General features: G+C 64.2%; 16 protein-coding genes and 1 pseudogene. 15 read left to right on the plus strand and 2 right to left on the minus strand.

All coding sequences use genetic code 11. The features are described 5' to 3' along the window. Positions 1 to 39: 39 nt before the first annotated feature. Both boxC and boxB read left to right on the plus strand, forming a co-directional pair. Entirely contained in the window at positions 40 to 1,728 is a 1,689-nt protein-coding gene (gene boxC / locus IVA91_RS10915; protein WP_247281844.1) for a 2,3-epoxybenzoyl-CoA dihydrolase, read from the plus strand. 149 nt (positions 1,729 to 1,877) lie between these two features. Then, positions 1,878 to 3,329 (plus strand): benzoyl-CoA 2,3-epoxidase subunit BoxB, encoded by a 1,452-nt coding sequence (gene boxB / locus IVA91_RS10920; RefSeq protein ID WP_247281843.1) that lies wholly within the window; start codon positions 1,878 to 1,880, stop codon positions 3,327 to 3,329. A 174-nt stretch (positions 3,330 to 3,503) separates the two neighbouring features. Here the strand turns inward: boxB and IVA91_RS10925 are convergent, their stop codons facing one another. Together IVA91_RS10925 and IVA91_RS10930 are read right to left on the minus strand one after the other, a co-directional pair. After that, complete coding sequence (locus IVA91_RS10925) at positions 3,504 to 4,313, minus strand: SDR family oxidoreductase (RefSeq protein WP_247281842.1); 810 nt, start codon at positions 4,311 to 4,313, stop codon at positions 3,504 to 3,506. 149 nt (positions 4,314 to 4,462) lie between these two features. Further along, entirely contained in the window at positions 4,463 to 5,521 is a 1,059-nt protein-coding gene (locus IVA91_RS10930; RefSeq protein ID WP_247281841.1) for a polysaccharide deacetylase family protein, read from the minus strand. A gap of 164 nt (positions 5,522 to 5,685) precedes the next feature. Between IVA91_RS10930 and IVA91_RS10935 the strand changes: the two genes are divergently transcribed. From IVA91_RS10935 to phoU, 13 genes and pseudogenes are all read left to right on the plus strand, one after another. Further along, on the plus strand, positions 5,686 to 7,080 hold the full coding sequence (locus IVA91_RS10935; RefSeq protein WP_247281840.1) for an OmpA family protein: 1,395 nt from the start codon (positions 5,686 to 5,688) through the stop codon (positions 7,078 to 7,080). Between the two features lie 2 nt (positions 7,081 to 7,082). Continuing rightward, positions 7,083 to 7,382: a hypothetical protein gene (locus IVA91_RS10940; protein ID WP_247282049.1), complete on the plus strand. Its 300-nt coding sequence runs from the start codon at positions 7,083 to 7,085 to the stop codon at positions 7,380 to 7,382. A 126-nt stretch (positions 7,383 to 7,508) separates the two neighbouring features. Continuing rightward, the gene (locus tag IVA91_RS10945) at positions 7,509 to 8,099 is read left to right on the plus strand and encodes a TetR/AcrR family transcriptional regulator (RefSeq protein ID WP_247281839.1); all 591 of its coding nucleotides are present in this window, start codon (positions 7,509 to 7,511) and stop codon (positions 8,097 to 8,099) included. Then, positions 8,096 to 9,000: pseudogene (locus IVA91_RS10950) on the plus strand (haloalkane dehalogenase). The gene IVA91_RS10945 and the pseudogene IVA91_RS10950 overlap by 4 nt, the downstream one beginning before the upstream one ends. Positions 9,001 to 9,011: 11 nt before the next feature. Continuing rightward, positions 9,012 to 9,230, plus strand: a complete 219-nt coding sequence (locus tag IVA91_RS10955; protein WP_247281837.1) for an Rdx family protein — start codon at positions 9,012 to 9,014, stop codon at positions 9,228 to 9,230. Between the two features lie 19 nt (positions 9,231 to 9,249). Then, complete coding sequence (locus tag IVA91_RS10960; protein WP_247281836.1) at positions 9,250 to 9,681, plus strand: GNAT family N-acetyltransferase; 432 nt, start codon at positions 9,250 to 9,252, stop codon at positions 9,679 to 9,681. A 414-nt stretch (positions 9,682 to 10,095) separates the two neighbouring features. Then, complete coding sequence (locus tag IVA91_RS10965) at positions 10,096 to 11,151, plus strand: lysylphosphatidylglycerol synthase domain-containing protein (protein WP_247281835.1); 1,056 nt, start codon at positions 10,096 to 10,098, stop codon at positions 11,149 to 11,151. A gap of 33 nt (positions 11,152 to 11,184) precedes the next feature. Then, entirely contained in the window at positions 11,185 to 12,483 is a 1,299-nt protein-coding gene (locus IVA91_RS10970; protein ID WP_247281834.1) for an ATP-binding protein, read from the plus strand. 145 nt (positions 12,484 to 12,628) lie between these two features. Continuing rightward, the gene (gene pstS, locus IVA91_RS10975) at positions 12,629 to 13,642 is read left to right on the plus strand and encodes a phosphate ABC transporter substrate-binding protein PstS (RefSeq protein ID WP_247281833.1); all 1,014 of its coding nucleotides are present in this window, start codon (positions 12,629 to 12,631) and stop codon (positions 13,640 to 13,642) included. A gap of 159 nt (positions 13,643 to 13,801) precedes the next feature. Next, positions 13,802 to 14,791 (plus strand): phosphate ABC transporter permease subunit PstC, encoded by a 990-nt coding sequence (gene pstC, locus IVA91_RS10980; protein WP_247282048.1) that lies wholly within the window; start codon positions 13,802 to 13,804, stop codon positions 14,789 to 14,791. 4 nt (positions 14,792 to 14,795) lie between these two features. Then, on the plus strand, positions 14,796 to 15,641 hold the full coding sequence (pstA, locus tag IVA91_RS10985) for a phosphate ABC transporter permease PstA (protein ID WP_247281832.1): 846 nt from the start codon (positions 14,796 to 14,798) through the stop codon (positions 15,639 to 15,641). Continuing rightward, on the plus strand, positions 15,638 to 16,459 hold the full coding sequence (gene pstB, locus IVA91_RS10990) for a phosphate ABC transporter ATP-binding protein PstB (protein ID WP_008541003.1): 822 nt from the start codon (positions 15,638 to 15,640) through the stop codon (positions 16,457 to 16,459). Before pstA ends, pstB begins: the two co-directional genes overlap by 4 nt. Before the next feature lie 11 nt (positions 16,460 to 16,470). Next, on the plus strand, positions 16,471 to 17,187 hold the full coding sequence (gene phoU, locus IVA91_RS10995; protein WP_091884957.1) for a phosphate signaling complex protein PhoU: 717 nt from the start codon (positions 16,471 to 16,473) through the stop codon (positions 17,185 to 17,187). The last annotated feature ends 14 nt before the right edge of the window (positions 17,188 to 17,201 follow it).

Consider the following 17,201-nt stretch of genomic DNA (forward strand, 5'->3'; position numbering starts at 1 on the left):
CTACGGCGAAAATGCATAATCAAGCTTAGGGTGTGACCCATGGCCGGGGAAGATCGGCGCCTCGCAGGCGGCGCGACGTTCATCGATTTCCAGACAGACCCGTCCCGCTACCGGCATTGGAAGCTCGCGGTCGATGGCGACGTCGCGACGCTGATCATGGACGTCGACGAGAATGGCGGTCTGTTCGAAGGCTATCTTCTCAAGCTCAACTCCTACGATCTCGGTGTCGACATCGAGCTCGCGGATGCGATCCAGCGGCTGCGCTTCGAGCATCCCGAGGTGAAGGTCGTCGTGATGCGCTCGGCCAAAAACCGCGTGTTCTGCGCCGGCGCCAACATCCGCATGCTCGCCGGCTCCACCCACGCTCACAAGGTCAATTTCTGCAAGTTCACCAACGAGACCCGCAATGGCATGGAGGACTCCTCGGAGAATTCCGGCCAGCGCTTCATCACCGTGGTGAACGGCTCGGCGGCCGGCGGCGGCTATGAGCTCGCGCTTGCGACCGACTACATCATCCTCGCCGATGACGGTTCGTCTGCCGTTGCCTTGCCCGAAGTGCCTTTGCTCGCCGTGCTGCCCGGCACCGGCGGACTGACCCGCGTCGTCGACAAGCGAAAAGTGCGCCGCGACCACGCTGATTTCTTCTGCACCATCGAGGAGGGCGTGAAGGGCAAGCGCGCCGTGCAATGGCGCCTCGTCGATGAGATCGCGCCGAACTCAAAGCTGGAGGCGAAGATCGCCGAGCGTGCCAAGGAATTCGCGGCCGCCTCGAAGCGCAAGGGGAGCGGCAAGGGCGTCGCGCTGACGCCGCTCAAGCGCCTGATCGACGAGACCAGCATCCGCTACGGCTTCGTCACGGTCGACATCGATCGCACCGCGCGCATCGCTACCATCTCCATCAAGGCGCCGGAAGCGGCGCCGCCGGCCGACATTGACGGCATGATGGCGCAAGGGGCTTCGTTCTGGCCGCTCCAGGCCGCGCGCGAGCTCGACGACGCCATCCTGCATCTGCGCATCAACGAGCTCGAGATCGCCATGCTGGTGTTCAAGAGCCATGGTGACCGCGCTCATGTGCTTGCCAGCGACGCCTTCCTCGAAGCCAACAAGGCGCACTGGCTGGTCAATGAACTCAGGCACTACTGGAAGCGAGTCCTCAAGCGCATCGACGTCACCTCGCGCACGCTGGTGACGCTGGTCGAGCCCGGCTCCTGCTTCGCCGGCACGCTCGCCGAGCTCGTGTTCGCTGCCGACCGCTCCTACATGCTGATCGGCACGCGCCAGGGCGACAACCGCCCGCCGCCGTCGATCGAATTGTCCGCGATGAATTTCGGCCCGTATCCGATGAGCCATGGGCTGACGCGGCTTCAATCGCGCTTCCAGGCTGATCCGTCCGATGTCGAGCGCGCGGAGGCGACGCTTGGCACCGCGCTCGACGCCGAGCAGGCGGAAGAACTCGGCCTCGTCACCTTCGCGCTCGACGACATCGATTGGGACGACGAGGTCCGCGTGTTCCTCGAGGAGCGCGCCAGTTTCTCGCCCGACAGCCTCACCGGCATGGAAGCGAGCCTGCGCTTTGTCGGTCCCGAGACGATGGAATCAAAAATTTTCGCGCGCCTCACCGCGTGGCAGAACTGGATCTTCCAGCGCCCCAACGCTGTCGGCGAGGAAGGCGCGCTGCGCCGCTACGGCAGCGGTCAGAAGCCGAAATTCGATATGACGCGGGTGTGACAACTTTCGTGTCCCGGGCGCGCTGCGGCACGAAGTGACGCTGCGCAGAACCGGGACCCCGCTGGACCAGACAATGGGTCCCGGCTCTGCAGCGCACCGCTTCGCGTTGCGCAGCGTCCGGGAAACGAGACAGACCAAGGAGCACGGCCATGAACATGAATATCATGAACGTCGACTACTCGACCAAGATCCCGAACAACGTCAATCTCGCCGAAGACCGCCAGGTGCTCAAAGCGCTGGAAGGCTGGCATCCCGGCTACATGGACTGGTGGAACGACATGGGGCCAGAAGGCTTCCAGGAATCGCTGGTGTACTTGCGCACCGCTTATTCGGTCGATCCGCGAGGCTGGGCCAAGTTCGACTATGTCCGCATGCCCGAATATCGCTGGGGCATTTTGCTTGCGCCGCAAGAAGAGAACCGCGTCGTGCCCTTCGGCGAGCATTACGGCGAGCCGGCCTGGCAGGAAGTCCCGGGCGAGCATCGCGCCATGCTGCGCCGCCTGATCGTGATCCAGGGCGACACCGAGCCCGCCTCGGTCGAGCAGCAGCGCCATCTCGGCAAGACCGCGCCGTCGCTCTATGACATGCGCAATCTGTTCCAGGTCAATGTCGAGGAAGGCCGTCACCTCTGGGCGATGGTGTATCTGCTCCAGAAATATTTTGGCCGCGACGGCCGCGAAGAAGCCGATGATTTGCTGCGCCGCCGCTCGGGCGATGCCGATGCGCCGCGCATGCTGGGCGCCTTCAACGAGGCGACACCGGACTGGCTGTCCTTCTTCATGTTCACCTATTTCACCGACCGTGATGGCAAGATGCAGCTGCATTCGCTGGCGCAGTCGGGCTTCGATCCGCTGTCGCGCACCTGCCGCTTCATGCTCACGGAAGAGGCGCATCACATGTTCGTCGGCGAGACCGGCATCACCCGCGTCGTGCAGCGCACCTGCGATGCCATGCGCGAAGCCGCTATCACCGACCCCACCGACATCGCAAGAGTCCGCGCACTAGGGGTGATCGACCTGCCGACCATCCAGAAGAAGCTGAATCTGCACTACACGCTGTCGCTCGACCTGTTCGGCTCGGAAGTGTCGACCAATGCGGCCAATGCCTTCAACGCCGGCATCAAGGGCCGCTACCACGAGACCCAGATCGAGGACGATCACCAGCTCAAGAACGCCACCTATCCGGTGCTCAAGTTCATCAACGGCGAGATCAAGCTGGTCGATGAGCCGGCGCTGACCGCGCTCAACATGCGCCTGCGCGACGATTACAGCCAAGACTGCGTCAAGGGCATGCTACGCTGGAACAAGGTGATCTCGACCGCAGGCTACGACTACAAGCTGACGCTGCCAAATGTCGCCTTTCATCGCCACATCGGCGAGTTCAAGGATATCCATGCTACGCCCGACGGCATCCTGATCGACGAGGCGACCTGGGCCAAGCGCAAGGACGAATGGCTGCCGTCGGCAAGCGACGGCGACTTCATCACCTCCTTGATGCAGCCCGTCACCGAAACCGGCAAGTTCGCCTCCTGGATTGCGCCGCCAAAGGTCGGCATCGACAACAAGCCCGGCGATTTCGAGTATGTGAAGATCGAGTCGTAAGCGTCGGGCCTGAGGCTCGCGCAACACAAACGGTGTCATCACCCGCGAAAGCGGGTGATCCAGCATTCCAGAGGTAGTCCTGGCTTTGCCGAGAAGCCGCGGCGTACTGGATGCCCCGCCTTCGCTGGGCATGACGGCGCGCGTGAGGCGAAAGCATCGAACCCCCGCAACCCCTCAGCTATCCCATCCGCTCCCCTTGATCCCCGGATTCGCATAGACGATGCCGCCGTCGACGGCGATGGTCGCGCCCACGACGTAATCCCCCGCGCGCGAGGCGAGATAGATCGCGGCGCCCGCCATGTCCTCGTCAGTGCCGATGCGCCCCGCGGGCACCCGCGTTGCGACCTCGTCGCCATGGTCGCGCGCGGCGCGGTTCATGTCGGACTGGAACGGCCCCGGCGCGATCGCCGTGACCACGACGTGGTCGGAGATCAGCTTCACCGCCATGCGCCGGGTCAGATGGATCAGTGCGGCCTTGCTCGCGGCATAGGAATAGGTCTCCATCGGATTGACGAAGATGCCGTCGATCGAGGCGATGTTGATCACCTTCGCCGGCCGTTCGGCGGAGGCTGCCGCGCGCAAGGGGCCGGCCAGCGCCTTGGTCAGGAAGAACGGCGCCTTGACGTTGAGGTCCATCACTTTGTCCCAGCCGCTCTCCGGAAACTCGTCGAAATCCGCACCCCAGGCCGCGCCCGCATTGTTGACGAGGATGTCGAGCTTCGGCTCCAGCTTGATGATCTCGGAGGCCAGCCTGTCGCAGCCTTCGACCGTCGAGATGTCAATCGGCAGCGCGATGCATTCGCCGCCATATCGCGCGGAGAGCTCCTTGGCGGTCTGCTCGCACGGCCCTGCCTTGCGCGCGGTGATGTAGACCTTCGCAGCACCTGCACTGAGAAAGCCCGCCGCGATCATCTTGCCGATGCCGCGCGAGCCACCGGTCACGAGCGCAACGCGGCTTTTGAGCGAAAACAGATCGTTGAACATGGTGCCTCCGTTCGGTTGTCACGCGTTGTGGGCGCGGCCGGGAGGGGAGTCAATCTTGTCGTCTCGGAGCGCCTGGGCGCATTGATCCACTCGGTGTCGTCCCGGCTAGGGCCCATGGGCCGCCGTCCGGACGACCGATGCGGTTGATGCTAAGCCGCCGCAATCCTGCGAAAGCCGTTCCACATCGCGGTCGCGGCGCCCGAGGTCAGCACCGGCAGAATTCGTGTGTCCTGGTAGTTGCCGTTGAGCGAAACGCGCGGCAGCGCGGTCATATGGCCGGCGTTTTCGGCGAACAGCATGCCGGGCCGCGTGGTCACCGCCGTCTTGAACCCGGCTGCCGCAGCGAGCGCGAATTCACGCGCGCCCGCCGCTTCACGGTCGCCATAGGGATAGGCGAAGTGCTGCACGGGACGGCCGAGGGCCTGCTCGATCCGCGCGCGGCTCGCCGCCATCTCGTGCGCGGCGATCCCCTCCGCCTGTTTAGCGAGATTGCAATGGCTGATGCTGTGTGCGCCGATCGTGACCAGGGGATCGGCGGCCAATGTCTTCACCTCGTCCCACGACAGGCAGAGGCTGCGGCACAGCGCTTCCATGTCGACGCCGTAATTCGTGCAGAGGCCTTCGATCTCGCGCTTGAGATCGTGTTCGCCCGGTAGCGCGCGCAGCCAGTCGTGCAAACGGTCGAATGCCGCCTGCTTGGCGGCGGGCGTCGTCGCATCGAGCCGCAGCGTGGAATGGCCGATTTTCACGTCGATCTGCTCGGCCTTGGCGATCACCGCTTCCAGCGCCGTCCACCACAGACGTCCGGTGCCCTCGGCGAAATCGCTCGCGACATAGACCGCGAGAGGCGCGTCAAATTCGCGCAGCACCGGCAGCGCATGATCGAGATTGTCGCGATAGCCGTCGTCGAGGGTGAAGGCGGCGAAGCGGCGATCGAACCGGCCATGCACCAGCCGCTCATGCAGCTGGTCCATGCCGATGATGTCGATGTCGCGCGCGCGCAGATGGCACAGCGTGGCGCGCAGGAATTCGGGCGTGACCTCGAGATGACGGTTCGGCTGGAATGCGGCCTCGCGGGCCGGCCGCACATGGTGCAGCATGAAAATGGCACCGACGCCCGACAAAAGCGGGCGCAACAGATGGTGCGCCCCGCTGAAATAGAGTGCTTCCAGCCCGGCGCGGATGACGTTGTTACGCAGTTGCTTCATGGCCGGCTGGCGGACTCTGGCATTCCGCCTTCAACTTACGGGAGAACCCTTGAACAAAAAGTTATTCCAATTGTCGACGCCGGGCCTCCAGAAGGGCACCATTTCCGGTTTGACAGCCTGCCAAGGGTTTGTTTTGTCTCCGGTTCCAGAGTTCGGGTCGTCGAATGCAGAAGCTTTTCAGGTGGGCCAGCAAATGGTGGCCAGGGCTGATCCCCCTTGTCGTCATGTGGGGATTTGCGGCCTGGAATAACACGTTGCCGGTCGAGGCGGACCTGTCGGCCCGCAGCGCGGCGGCGCTCAAGGATACCGTTCTGGACAAGACCCGGATCGCGGTCGACGGCCGCGACGTCAGCCTGGCGGCGGATGCGTTCTCCGAGGAAGGACGCCGCGATGCCGTGACGGCGGTCGAAGCCGTCCCCGGTGTGCGGCTGGTCGACGACCGGACCCGCCTTGTTCCCGAGGCCAAACCCTTCGTCTGGAATGCCGAACGTGACGTGGTGCGGGTGACCCTGTCGGGCTCCGCGCCGCTGCCCTCGATGCGGGCGCGTCTGACCGAGGCGGCGCGCAAGGAAGTCGCCGGCGTCGAGGTGACCGATCAGATGGGCTTGGCGCGCGGTGCGCCGCCACGGTTCGAGGCCGCCGCGACATTGCTGCTCGATCAGATTGGCAAGCTCAAGGACGGCAAGATCACGATAACCGACACCAAGGTCAATCTGTCGGGCATGGCGCGCGAACTCGGTGGTCGCGAGGCGATTGCGGCCGCACTGAAAAACCTGCCGGAGGGTTTTTCGATCGCCGCCAACGACGTCAAGGCGCCGCCCTACATCTTCCAGGCCTACAAGGATCCGGTGGCCGCGACGCTGACGCTGACAGGCTATGTCCCGGACAGCAATGTGCACGCGGCGATCGCAACCAGCGCCTCGCGAAAGTTCTTCAACGAGAAGGTCGTGGACAATCTCAAGGCCAGCATCGGGGCGCCCGGCTCGTTCAACACCGCCATTGTCGCAGCGCTCGGCGCGCTGTCGCGGCTGTCCACCGGCACGCTCGTGGTCACGGATCGCGAGGTGAAGCTGTCGGGCGATGCACTCTATGAAGGTGCCGCCAGTGACATCCGCGCAGGGCCGGGCAAGGACTTCCCGAAGAACTGGCAATACAAGCCGGAGATTACGGTGAAGCCTGCGGCAGGCCCCGTCGACGGCACCGTGTGCCAGCAATTGTTCTCGGATCTCCTGGCCAAGGGCAAGATCCGCTTCACGGCGAAGCGCGCCGATATCGATCCGGATTCCGCCGGCATTCTCGACCATCTGATCGAGACGGCGTTGCGCTGTCCCACCGCCAATATCGAGGTCGCCGGGCATACCGACGCCGACGGCGAGGATTCCTTCAACCTGGCTCTCTCGGAGAAGCGCGCGCAGGCGGTGATCGATTATCTGGTCAAGGCCGGCCTGCCCGCCAGCCGCTTCACTGCGGTCGGCCACGGCAGCACGCAGCCCCTCGCCGGCAACGACACCGACGACGGCAAGGCGCAGAACCGCCGCATCGAATTTCTGGTGAGGTGATGATGCCCTATCTGGCTTCGTTCCATATGGGTTGGCTGGTCGGCTCGCTGCTGCTGGGCTTTTGCATGGGCTGGATCTCCGTGGTCCAGCGTGGCAACGGCACCTCGAAGGTGACCGCGCGGTGGCTCGCCGCGCTTGCCGCCGCCATGGTCGCGGCGTCGTTTGCGCACGTGGTCCCCGGCCGCTTCGGCTATTGGCTCGACCTTGGCCTGATCATGTTCGCGTGTTATCTCGTGGGTTGCACCATCGGTGCCTGGCTGCGCGACCGGGTAGTCTCGCGAAGCACGCCGCCAGCAGTGTGAAGCCTGAAGCTCTGACTGATCGGCGGAGCTTGCCTCTTTCATTACGATAACACATTGATCAAACAAGTATATTGCCGAAACGGGAGGTCTGGTTGACAATAATACGTACGTGCGTATTATCGCTTAATGCCAAAGCCCTCGCTCAAAGACGCCATCCTCGACGCCGGCCTCAAAGTCATGTTCCGGACCGGCTATCACGGTACCAGCGTACGTGACGTCACCGCTGCGGCGGGCGCCCCGCAGGGGTCCTTCACCAATCATTTTCGTTCCAAGGAGGCGTTCGCCTCCGAGGTGCTCGACCGCTACTTCGCCATCACCAGGGGATTGGTCGCGGAAGCCCTCGACGACACCTCGCTGACGCCGCGGGCTCGGCTCAGGCGCTATCTCGACATCATCACCGGTCGGCTCGAGGCCGACGGCTATGGTCGCGGCTGCCTGATCGGGGACCTCAGTCTCGAAGCGGCCGGCAGCAGCGAGATGCTGCGCACCCGTCTTGCCGAAATTTTTGCCGAGTGGCGCATGCCCTTCGCGGCCTGCATCGCCGGGGCACAGACGCGCGGCGAAATCGCGTCCGATTTCGAGGCCGAGGAGCTTGCCGACTTCCTGCTTGCGTCCTGGCAGGGGGCGATCCTGCGCATGAAGGTCGACCGCAATCCGGACGCGCTCGAACGTTTCAAGACTATCGCATTTCAAACTGTGTTCAGGGAGCCAACATGAGCAAGCCAGTCAACATGGAAATGCGCACCGCGTCCGTGCTTGGGAGCACGATGGCTTACCGCGCGACAGGAGGGCGCGATCAGCCGGTCGCGTTGTTCTTGCACGGCAATCCCACCTCCTCGCACATCTGGCGCAACATCCTGCCGCTGGTGGCGCCGGTCGCGCATTGCATCGCGCCCGACCTCATCGGCTTCGGCGAGTCCGGCAAGCCCGACATCGCCTACCGCTTCGTTGATCACGCCGGCTACCTTGATGCGTTGATTGAACAGCTCGGCTTGTCCTCGGCTTATCTCGTTGCCCAGGATTGGGGCACTGCGCTCGCATTTCATCTCGCCGCGCGCCGTCCGACCTTCGTGCGCGGCCTCGCCTTCATGGAGTTCATCCGACCGATGCCGAGCTGGCAGGATTTTCACCAGACCGACGCGGCGCGCCAGACCTTCCGCAAGTTCAGGACGCAGGGCGAGGGCGAGGCGATGGTTCTGGAGGCGAATGCCTTCGTTGAGCGCGTGCTGCCCGGCGGCATCATGCGCACGCTGAGCGAGGAGGAGATGGCGCCCTATCGCGCGCCGTTTCCGACGCGGGAGAGCCGCCGTCCCGTCCTCGCCTTCCCCCGTGAGCTGCCGATCGCAGGCGAGCCAGCCGATGTCTACGCAGCGCTGCAATCGGCGCATGCATCGCTCGCCGAAGCGTCATATCCAAAGCTGCTGTTTGCAGGCGAGCCGGGTGCGCTCGTCGCTCCGGAATTTGCCAGACGTTCGCTGCCTCGCTCAAGCACTGCGCGCTTGTCCGTCTCGGGCCGGGCCTGCACTATCTTCAGGAGGATCACGCGGAAGCGATTGGCCGCTCCGTCGCCGGCTGGATCGCCGGCATCGAAGCGGTGCGTCCGCAACTCGCGGCCTGAAGGAGGACGAGATGTCTGCCGTGACCATCATTTGTTGCCGCCCGTGCGGATACGAGAAGCGCGCCAGAGACGTGGCTGCGGCGCTCCGCCGGCAACTGGCGCTGGAGTCGGACCTCGTCCCCGGCAAGGGCAAGATCTTCCAGATCAGGCTCGGCGACCGGATCGTCGCCAGCCGCAGCAAGGGGCACTTTCCCGGCGCCGATGATATCGTCGCGGCCGCGCGGCACTGACGCGGGGAGGGCTTTGCCAATGTCGATTGCCTGGACCGACGATCTCGCCGCCGTGGATTGGCACGAGCTTTCCGAGCTCTATCGCATCGCGCCGCTCGGCCACAAGACGCCGACCGATCTTGCGCTCGTGTTCGGCAACAGCATGTTTCGCACCTTTGCTTGTGACGAGGGGCGGCTGATCGGTGCCGGGCGCGTGCTGGCCGACGGTCGCGACTGCGCCTATCTCTGCGATGTTGCCGTGCACCCTGATCGTCAGGGACAGGGCCTTGGCCGCGAGATCATCGAGCGCTTGCTTGTGCGATGCCGGACCCACCGGAAAATCATCCTCTACGCGGTCCCCGGCAAAGAGGGTTTTTACGAACGTCTGGGTTTCCGGCGGATGACCACGGCCATGGCGATTTTCGAGGATCAGGCCGGTGCCCATCGCCGCGGCTATGTAACCGCGCCTTGAGTCCATTCTGCGCCCAGCACCCTTCCGGCGCATTCGAATCCGTGAACAATGTCCGGGTCGGCCCCTCTTTCAACAGGCCGGCGTGCCCCATAGATTGACGTCGGCTTAAGCCGTGACGGAACATTGTGCGGTTGAAATCATCAAAACTTCATGTCGTCTGCGCAGGATTGCCAAGGAGATTCGCATTAAGCCTTGCCGCCGAAGGCGCCAAACCTTGCATCAGGAGCCCCCAACCTGCCTAAAACATTGAAGGCACGTGTTTTTGTTCGAATTGGCGAATTCCACTTCGTCCGAAAACGCGCTAGTGGAGGGGCAGGGGGCATGCGCGATGCCGGAGCCGGTTCGTCGAGTGCCCGTGCGTCGTCCGCCTGTCCGCCGGCCACCCTGGCCGCTGAAGCGTTGTTCGAGGTCTAGATGCTGGAAGCCATCCGCAGAGCGACGACGTTTCTGCGCCAGAAGCAAGTCCTGCATAAGCTTGGAGTTGTGATCAGCGTCGCGGTCATCGGCATCGCTTGCTATGTGCTTTACCACATGCTGCGAGGCATCGATCGCAACGAGGTCATCGAGGCAATCAAAAGTACCGAGCCGAGCCAGATTGCGATGGCTGCGCTGTTCGTGGCTGCGGGCTATTTCACCCTGACCTTCTACGACCTGTTCGCCACGCGTGCGATCGGGCACGCCCATGTGCCCTACCGGATCAACGCGCTTGCCGCCTTCACCAGCTATTCGATCGGCCACAATGTCGGCGCCAGCGTCTTCACTGGCGGTGCGGTGCGCTACCGCATCTATTCGGCCTATGGGCTGAACGCGATCGACGTCGCCAAGATCTGCTTCCTCGCCGGCCTGACCTTCTGGCTCGGCAATGCCGCCGTGCTCGGCCTCGGCATCTCCTACCATCCGGAGGCCGCCGCCGCGATCGACCAACTGCCGGCCTGGCTGAACCGGACGCTGGCGCTGATGATCATCGTGGGGCTGGTCGCTTATGTGGTATGGGTCTGGACCCAGCCGCGGGTGGTCGGCCGGGGGCCTTGGACCGTAGTGCTGCCGGGCGGCCCGCTGACGCTGCTCCAGATCGCGATCGGCATTGTCGATCTCGGTTTCTGCGCGCTCGCGATGTACGTGCTGGTCCCGGACGAGCCCAATCTCGGCTTCGTCGTGGTCGCAGTGATCTTCGTCTCGGCGACACTGCTCGGCTTTGCCAGCCATTCACCCGGAGGTCTTGGCGTGTTCGACGCCGCCATGCTGGTCGGCCTCTGGCAGATGGACCGGGAGGAGCTTCTGGGTGGAATGCTCCTGTTCCGCGTCCTCTATTATCTGTCCCCCTTCGTCATATCTGTAATCTTGCTGACGTTTCGGGAAGTTATAATCGGCGCACGTTCGAAGCGCTTGCAGCAGGCGGCGCTCAAGCTCGATCCCGGTCCGGCGCGTGAGGCCGCCTATGTGAGAGAGCGCAGCGACAGCGGCGCCTGACCGACGCAGGCCTTTTAGGAGAAGCCCTCCCCGATGGCGATCGACGCCCCATCTTCTCCCTCCAGCCAGCCCTGGTCCGACCGGCTGCGACACTCGACCATCGTGCTGATCGCCGCGGCGCTGGCGCTGTCCGTCGTGGTTTCGCTCGGCGAATTGTCGGTGCTGCACGCTGCCACCGTATTCCTCTGCATTGCAGCCGCGGCGCTGATTCCCTGGCGCCTGCACGATCCCGCCGCCTCGCGCGACGACGTCAGGCGCATCAATCCGGTCGAGAGCGCGGCGGTGGCCGCGGTCGTTGCCGGCATGCCGGATCCTGCGGTGCTGCTCGACCGCGCCGGCCGCGTCATCCACCTCAATGCCGCCGCCGCCCAGCTCGCGCCGGCGCTGCGCAGGAACGAGCTTGCCCAGTTCGCGTTGCGCTCGCCGGAGATTATCACGGCCTTGCGCGAGGCGATCGCGACCACCGAGCCGCGGCGCGCGACCTATCTCGATCATGTTCCGGTCGATCGCTGGATGGAGCTCATGATCACGCCGGTGCCGGTGCCGACCACCTTCGGCGGCGCCGACAAGTGCATGCTGATGACCTTCCACGACCAGACGCCGCTGCGGCGGGTCGAGGAGATGCGGGCCGATTTCGTCGCCAATGCCAGCCACGAGCTGCGCACTCCGCTCGCCGCACTGTCGGGCTTCATCGACACACTCCAGGGCCAGGCCAAGGACGATCCAAAAGCGCGCGAGCGCTTCCTCGGCATCATGCACAACCAGGCCACCCGCATGGCGCGCCTGATCGACGATTTGCTGTCGCTGTCGCGGGTCGAATTGTCGGCCCATGTCCGCCCCGACACCCTGGTCGATCTCTTGCCGATCATCCGCCAGGTCGCGGACGGGCTCGAACCGCTGGCGCGGGAGCGCCAGGTCGATGTCGAGACCCATCTGCCGGAAGCCGCCGTGATGATCGCGGGCGACCGCGAGGAGCTGCTCCGCCTGTTCGAGAACCTGATCGAGAACGCGCTCAAATACGGCGCATCGGGCGGACGCGTCATTGTGTCGCTGACCTCAAGCGCGGTCACTGATGGGGCTCAGGAAATCCGCGTCATGGTCCGGGATTTCGGCCCCGGCATCGCACCGGAGCACCTGCCCCGGCTGACGGAGCGCTTCTACCGGGTCGACGTCGGCGACAGCCGCGCGCAGGGCGGAACCGGGCTCGGATTATCGCTGGTGAAACATATTCTTAACCGTCATCGCGGCCGGCTTCTGATCGAAAGCGTCCCCCGGCAGGGCGCCACTTTTACCGCCTGTTTTCCCCAGACGAGGACTTCGGCTGCGACCTGAAAATCAAGCGATTCCAATTGCTTGAGGGTGTCATCCAGCTGTCACGAAACCTTCGTAAAAGCACAGCCGACCGCTCCTAAAGGGGCGGCGCGGGGAGCGCGATCGGGCGCGGACGGCGCTTCGCTCCCCCTGTATGGAGACCAGCATGAATTTCCTCAAAACGATCGTCGCTGCCGGCTTGGTCGCCGCCTCGGCGACGGCGGCCTTTGCTGCCGATATCACGGGTGCCGGTGCGACGTTCCCGTTCCCGATCTATTCAAAGTGGGCTGATGCCTACAAGAAGGAGACCGGCAACGGTCTGAATTACCAGTCGATCGGCTCGGGCGGCGGTATCAAGCAGATCCTGGCTAAGACCGTGACCTTCGGCGCCAGCGACGCGCCGCTCAAGGCCGAGCAGCTCGAGAAGGACGGTCTCGTGCAGTGGCCGATGGTGATGGGCGCCATCGTCCCCGTCGTCAACCTCGAGGGCGTGAAGCCCGGCGAGCTGGTGTTCGACGGCGAGACGCTGGCCAACATCTATCTCGGCAAGATCACCAAATGGGACGACGCCGCGATCAAGAAGCTCAATCCGAACGTGAAGCTGCCGGCGGAGGCGATCACCGTGGTCCGCCGTTCCGACGGTTCGGGCACCACCTTCAACTTCACCAACTATCTCTCCAAGGCCAGCGCGGACTGGAAGAGCAAGGTCGGCGAAGGCACCGCGGTGGAGTGGCCGGTCGGCGTCGGCGCCAAGGGCAACGAAGGCGTGTCGGGCAACATCAGCCAGACTAAGAACTCGATCGGCTATGTCGAGTACGCCTATGCCAAGCAGAACAAGCTGACCTACACCGGTCTCGTCAACAAGGCCGGCAAGCCGGTGCAGCCGACCGTCGAGGCCTTCCAGGCCGCCGCCTCCAACGCCGACTGGGCCAAGGCTCCCGGCTATTACGTCATCCTGACCGACCAGCCGGGCGAGAAGTCCTGGCCGATCACGGCGGCGACCTTCATCCTGATGCACAAGTCTGCGACCGACAAGGCCGCCTCCCAGGAAGCCATCAAGTTCTTCCGCTGGGCGTTCAAGAACGGTGGCAAGGCGGCTGAAGAACTCGACTACATCCCGATGCCGGACAGCGTCGTCCAGCTGATCGAGAAGACCTGGGCCGCCGAGATCAAGAGCTGAGGCGAACGGCTCTCATGTCCCGGACGCGCAGCAGCGTGAAATGCTGCTGCGCTGCGCCGGGACAACAACCGGGCCCCGATCAGCGTCGTGCTGTGTCGGGGGCGCGGGACCGGCAACAAGCGTCTATAAATCTGGGTACAGGGGATCGGCGTGGCAGAGATGGCCGTTCAGAGCGACGTAATCGACGACGCCGGACCGTATGACCGCGCCAAGGCCTTGAGCGCGTTCAAGCTCGGCGACGTCACCTTCTACTGGATCACGCGACTTTCCGCGATCTCGGTGCTGCTGATCCTCGGTGGCATCATCATTTCGCTGATCGTTGGCGCCTTCCCCGCGATGAAGGAATACGGCCTCTCGTTCCTATGGACGCAGCGCTGGGCGCCGTCGGCCGATCCGCCCGTGCTCGGCGCGCTCGGGCCGATGTACGGCACGCTCGTCACCTCCTTCATCGCGATGCTGATCGCCATTCCGGTCGGTCTCGGTATTGCGATCTTCCTCACCGAGCTCTGCCCGCAATGGCTGCGCCGCCCGATCGGCATGGCGATCGAGCTGCTCGCCGGCATTCCCTCGATCATCTACGGCATGTGGGGCTTCTTCGTGCTGGGCCCGTTCCTGGCCAACACCTTCCAGCCGTTCATGATCAGGGTCTTCGACGGCGTCCCCGTGCTGGGGGCGATCTTCGCAGGTCCGCCGTCCTATCTCAGCCTGTTCAATGCCGCGCTGATCCTCGCCATCATGGTGCTGCCCTTCATCACCTCGATCTCGGTCGACGTGTTCAAGACGGTGCCGCCGGTGCTGAAGGAAGCCGCCTACGGCGTCGGCTGCACCACCTGGGAAGTCGTCCGCAGCGTGGTGATCCCCTACACCCGCGTCGGCATCATCGGCGGCGTCATGCTGGCGCTCGGTCGCGCGCTCGGCGAGACGATGGCGGTGACCTTCATCATCGGCAACTCGTTCCGCATCTCCTCGTCGATCTTCGCTCCGGGCACCACGATCTCGGCGGCGATCGCCTCCGAATTCGCCGAGAGTGACGGCCTGCACCAGTCCGGCCTGATCCTGCTCGGCCTGCTCCTGTTCGTGCTGACGTTCTTCGTGCTCGCGGCCGCGCGGCTGATGCTGATGCGGCTGGAAACCAAGGCCGGAAAGTGACGCCATGAACCCGATCTATTCGCGCCGTCGCCGCTGGGACATCGTCATCCGCGGTCTCTGCATCGCAGCCGCCGCCTTCGGCGTCACTTGGCTCGCGCTGATTCTGATCACGCTGCTTTACAATGGCCTGGCCGGGCTCAACTACCAGGTCTTCACCGAGAACACGCCCCCGCCCGGATCGAACGAGGGCGGCCTGCTCAACGCCATCGTCGGCTCGCTGATCATGACCGTGATCGGCGTCGGCATCGGCGCGCCGCTCGGCCTGTTCGCCGGCACCTATCTCGCCGAGTACGGCCGCAACGACAAGCTGACCTCGGTGATCCGCTTCATCAACGACATCCTGCTCTCGGCGCCTTCGATCATCATCGGCCTGTTCATCTACGGCGCGGTGGTGGTGCCGATGCGCGGCTTCTCGGCGATCGCCGGCGCGCTGGCGCTCGCCGTGATCGTGATCCCGGTCGTGGTGCGCACCACCGAAGACATGTTGCTGCTGGTGCCGAACCCGCTGCGTGAGGCTGCCAGCGCGCTCGGCCTGCCGCGCTCGCTGGTGATCAAACGGATCGCCTATCGTGCCGCGCGCTCCGGCCTGATCACCGGCGTGCTGCTGGCGACTGCGCGCGTCGCCGGCGAGACCGCGCCGCTGCTGTTCACGGCGCTGTCGAACCAGTTCTTCAGCCTCGGCCTCGACAAGACGATGGCCAACCTGCCTGTCACCATCAACAACTTCGTGCAGAGCCCCTACGCCTATTGGAAGCAGCTCGCCTGGAGTGGGGCGCTGCTCATCACCCTGACCGTGCTTGCCCTGAACATTGGCGCGCGCATCCTTGGCGCCGAGAGGACTGCAAAATGAGTGAAATGTCTGTTTCCGTAAGTGCGCCGACCGTTCATCCCGGCTCACAGCCGCTACCCGAGGCGCCTGCCAAGGTCACCGCGCGCAACCTCAATTTCTACTACGGTGAGCACCACGCGCTGAAGAACATCAATCTGGCCCTCGGCACCAACCGCGTCACGGCCTTCATCGGCCCGTCGGGCTGCGGCAAGTCGACCCTGCTGCGCATCTTCAACCGGATGTACGATCTCTATCCGGGCCAGCGCGCCACCGGCCAGCTGTTGCTCGACCAGACCAATATCCTCGATCCCAAGCTGGACCTCAACCTGCTGCGCGCCCGGGTCGGCATGGTGTTCCAGAAACCGACGCCGTTCCCGATGACGATCTACGAGAACATCGCCTTCGGCATCCGCCTCTACGAGAAGATCTCGAAGTCCGAGATGGACGACCGCGTCGAGAAGGCGCTGCGCGGCGGCGCGCTGTGGAACGAGGTCAAGGATAAGCTCAACGCGTCCGGCTTGTCGCTCTCCGGCGGCCAGCAGCAGCGCCTCTGCATCGCCCGCACGGTCGCGGTGCGGCCCGAAGTGATCTTGTTCGATGAGCCCTGCTCGGCGCTCGACCCGATCTCGACCGCCAAGGTCGAGGAGCTGATCCAGGAATTGTCCGAGAACTACACGATCGCGATCGTCACCCACAACATGCAGCAGGCGGCGCGCGTCTCTGATAAAACCGCCTTCATGTATCTCGGCGAGCTGATCGAGTTCGACGACACCAGCAAGATCTTCACGTCGCCGAGCGACCGGCGTACGCAGGATTACATCACCGGCCGGTTCGGCTGAGGAGACGGGACATGGGTACTGAACATACCGCAAAGGCCTTCGATACCGACCTCCAGGAGCTCACTCGCCTCGTCGCCGAGATGGGCGGCATCGCCGAGCGCATGATCGTCGATTCCGTCGACGCGCTGATCCGCCGCGACGTCGCGCTCGGCCAGCGCGTCGTCACCACCGATGCCGAGCTCGACGCGCTTCAGAAGCGCATCGAGGAGCGCGCCGTGCTCACCATCGCCCGCCGCCAGCCGATGGCGGTGGATTTACGCGAGATCGTCGGCGCCATGCGCGTTGCCACCGATCTCGAGCGCATCGGCGACCTCGCCAAGAACATGGGCAAGCGCGTTGCGGCGCTGGAGACGGACTTCCATCCGCTGAAACTGTTCCGCGGCCTGGAGCACATGACCGACCTCGTGCAGCAGCAGGTCAAGTCGGTGCTGGATGCCTATGCCGCGCACGATTTGCCGGCGGCGATGGCGGTGTGGAAGGGCGACGAGGAAGTGGACGCCATCTGCACCTCTCTGTTCCGCGAGCTCCTCACCTATATGATGGAGGATCCGCGCAACATCTCGTTCTGCATCCATCTGATGTTTTGCGCCAAGAACATCGAGCGCATCGGTGATCACGCCACCAACATCGCCGAGACCGTGTTCTACATGATCGAGGGGCAGGCGATCACCGACAAGCGGCCGAAGGGCGACATGACGACCTTCGCCACGACGGTACCGAATACCTAGGGAGCGACGACAAC

This window comes from Bradyrhizobium sp. 153, from assembly GCF_023073835.1.
Classification (GTDB): Bacteria; Pseudomonadota; Alphaproteobacteria; order Rhizobiales; family Xanthobacteraceae; genus Bradyrhizobium.

Excerpts from the sequence above, each read along its gene's own strand:
- IVA91_RS10970 (WP_247281834.1), top strand. The coding sequence starts at position 11,185 with ATGGCGATCGACGCCCCATCTTCTCCCTCCAGCCAGCCCTGGTCCGAC.
- IVA91_RS10930 (WP_247281841.1), bottom strand. The coding sequence starts at position 5,521 with ATGAAGCAACTGCGTAACAACGTCATCCGCGCCGGGCTGGAAGCACTC.
- IVA91_RS10960 (WP_247281836.1), top strand. The coding sequence starts at position 9,250 with ATGTCGATTGCCTGGACCGACGATCTCGCCGCCGTGGATTGGCACGAG.
- phoU (WP_091884957.1), top strand. The coding sequence starts at position 16,471 with ATGGGTACTGAACATACCGCAAAGGCCTTCGATACCGACCTCCAGGAG.
- pstS (WP_247281833.1), top strand. The coding sequence starts at position 12,629 with ATGAATTTCCTCAAAACGATCGTCGCTGCCGGCTTGGTCGCCGCCTCG.
- IVA91_RS10940 (WP_247282049.1), top strand. The coding sequence starts at position 7,083 with ATGCCCTATCTGGCTTCGTTCCATATGGGTTGGCTGGTCGGCTCGCTG.
- IVA91_RS10955 (WP_247281837.1), top strand. The coding sequence starts at position 9,012 with ATGTCTGCCGTGACCATCATTTGTTGCCGCCCGTGCGGATACGAGAAG.
- pstB (WP_008541003.1), top strand. The coding sequence starts at position 15,638 with ATGAGTGAAATGTCTGTTTCCGTAAGTGCGCCGACCGTTCATCCCGGC.
- IVA91_RS10925 (WP_247281842.1), bottom strand. The coding sequence starts at position 4,313 with ATGTTCAACGATCTGTTTTCGCTCAAAAGCCGCGTTGCGCTCGTGACC.
- pstA (WP_247281832.1), top strand. The coding sequence starts at position 14,796 with ATGAACCCGATCTATTCGCGCCGTCGCCGCTGGGACATCGTCATCCGC.
- IVA91_RS10965 (WP_247281835.1), top strand. The coding sequence starts at position 10,096 with ATGCTGGAAGCCATCCGCAGAGCGACGACGTTTCTGCGCCAGAAGCAA.
- IVA91_RS10945 (WP_247281839.1), top strand. The coding sequence starts at position 7,509 with ATGCCAAAGCCCTCGCTCAAAGACGCCATCCTCGACGCCGGCCTCAAA.
- IVA91_RS10935 (WP_247281840.1), top strand. The coding sequence starts at position 5,686 with ATGCAGAAGCTTTTCAGGTGGGCCAGCAAATGGTGGCCAGGGCTGATC.
- boxC (WP_247281844.1), top strand. The coding sequence starts at position 40 with ATGGCCGGGGAAGATCGGCGCCTCGCAGGCGGCGCGACGTTCATCGAT.
- boxB (WP_247281843.1), top strand. The coding sequence starts at position 1,878 with ATGAACATGAATATCATGAACGTCGACTACTCGACCAAGATCCCGAAC.
- pstC (WP_247282048.1), top strand. The coding sequence starts at position 13,802 with ATGGCCGTTCAGAGCGACGTAATCGACGACGCCGGACCGTATGACCGC.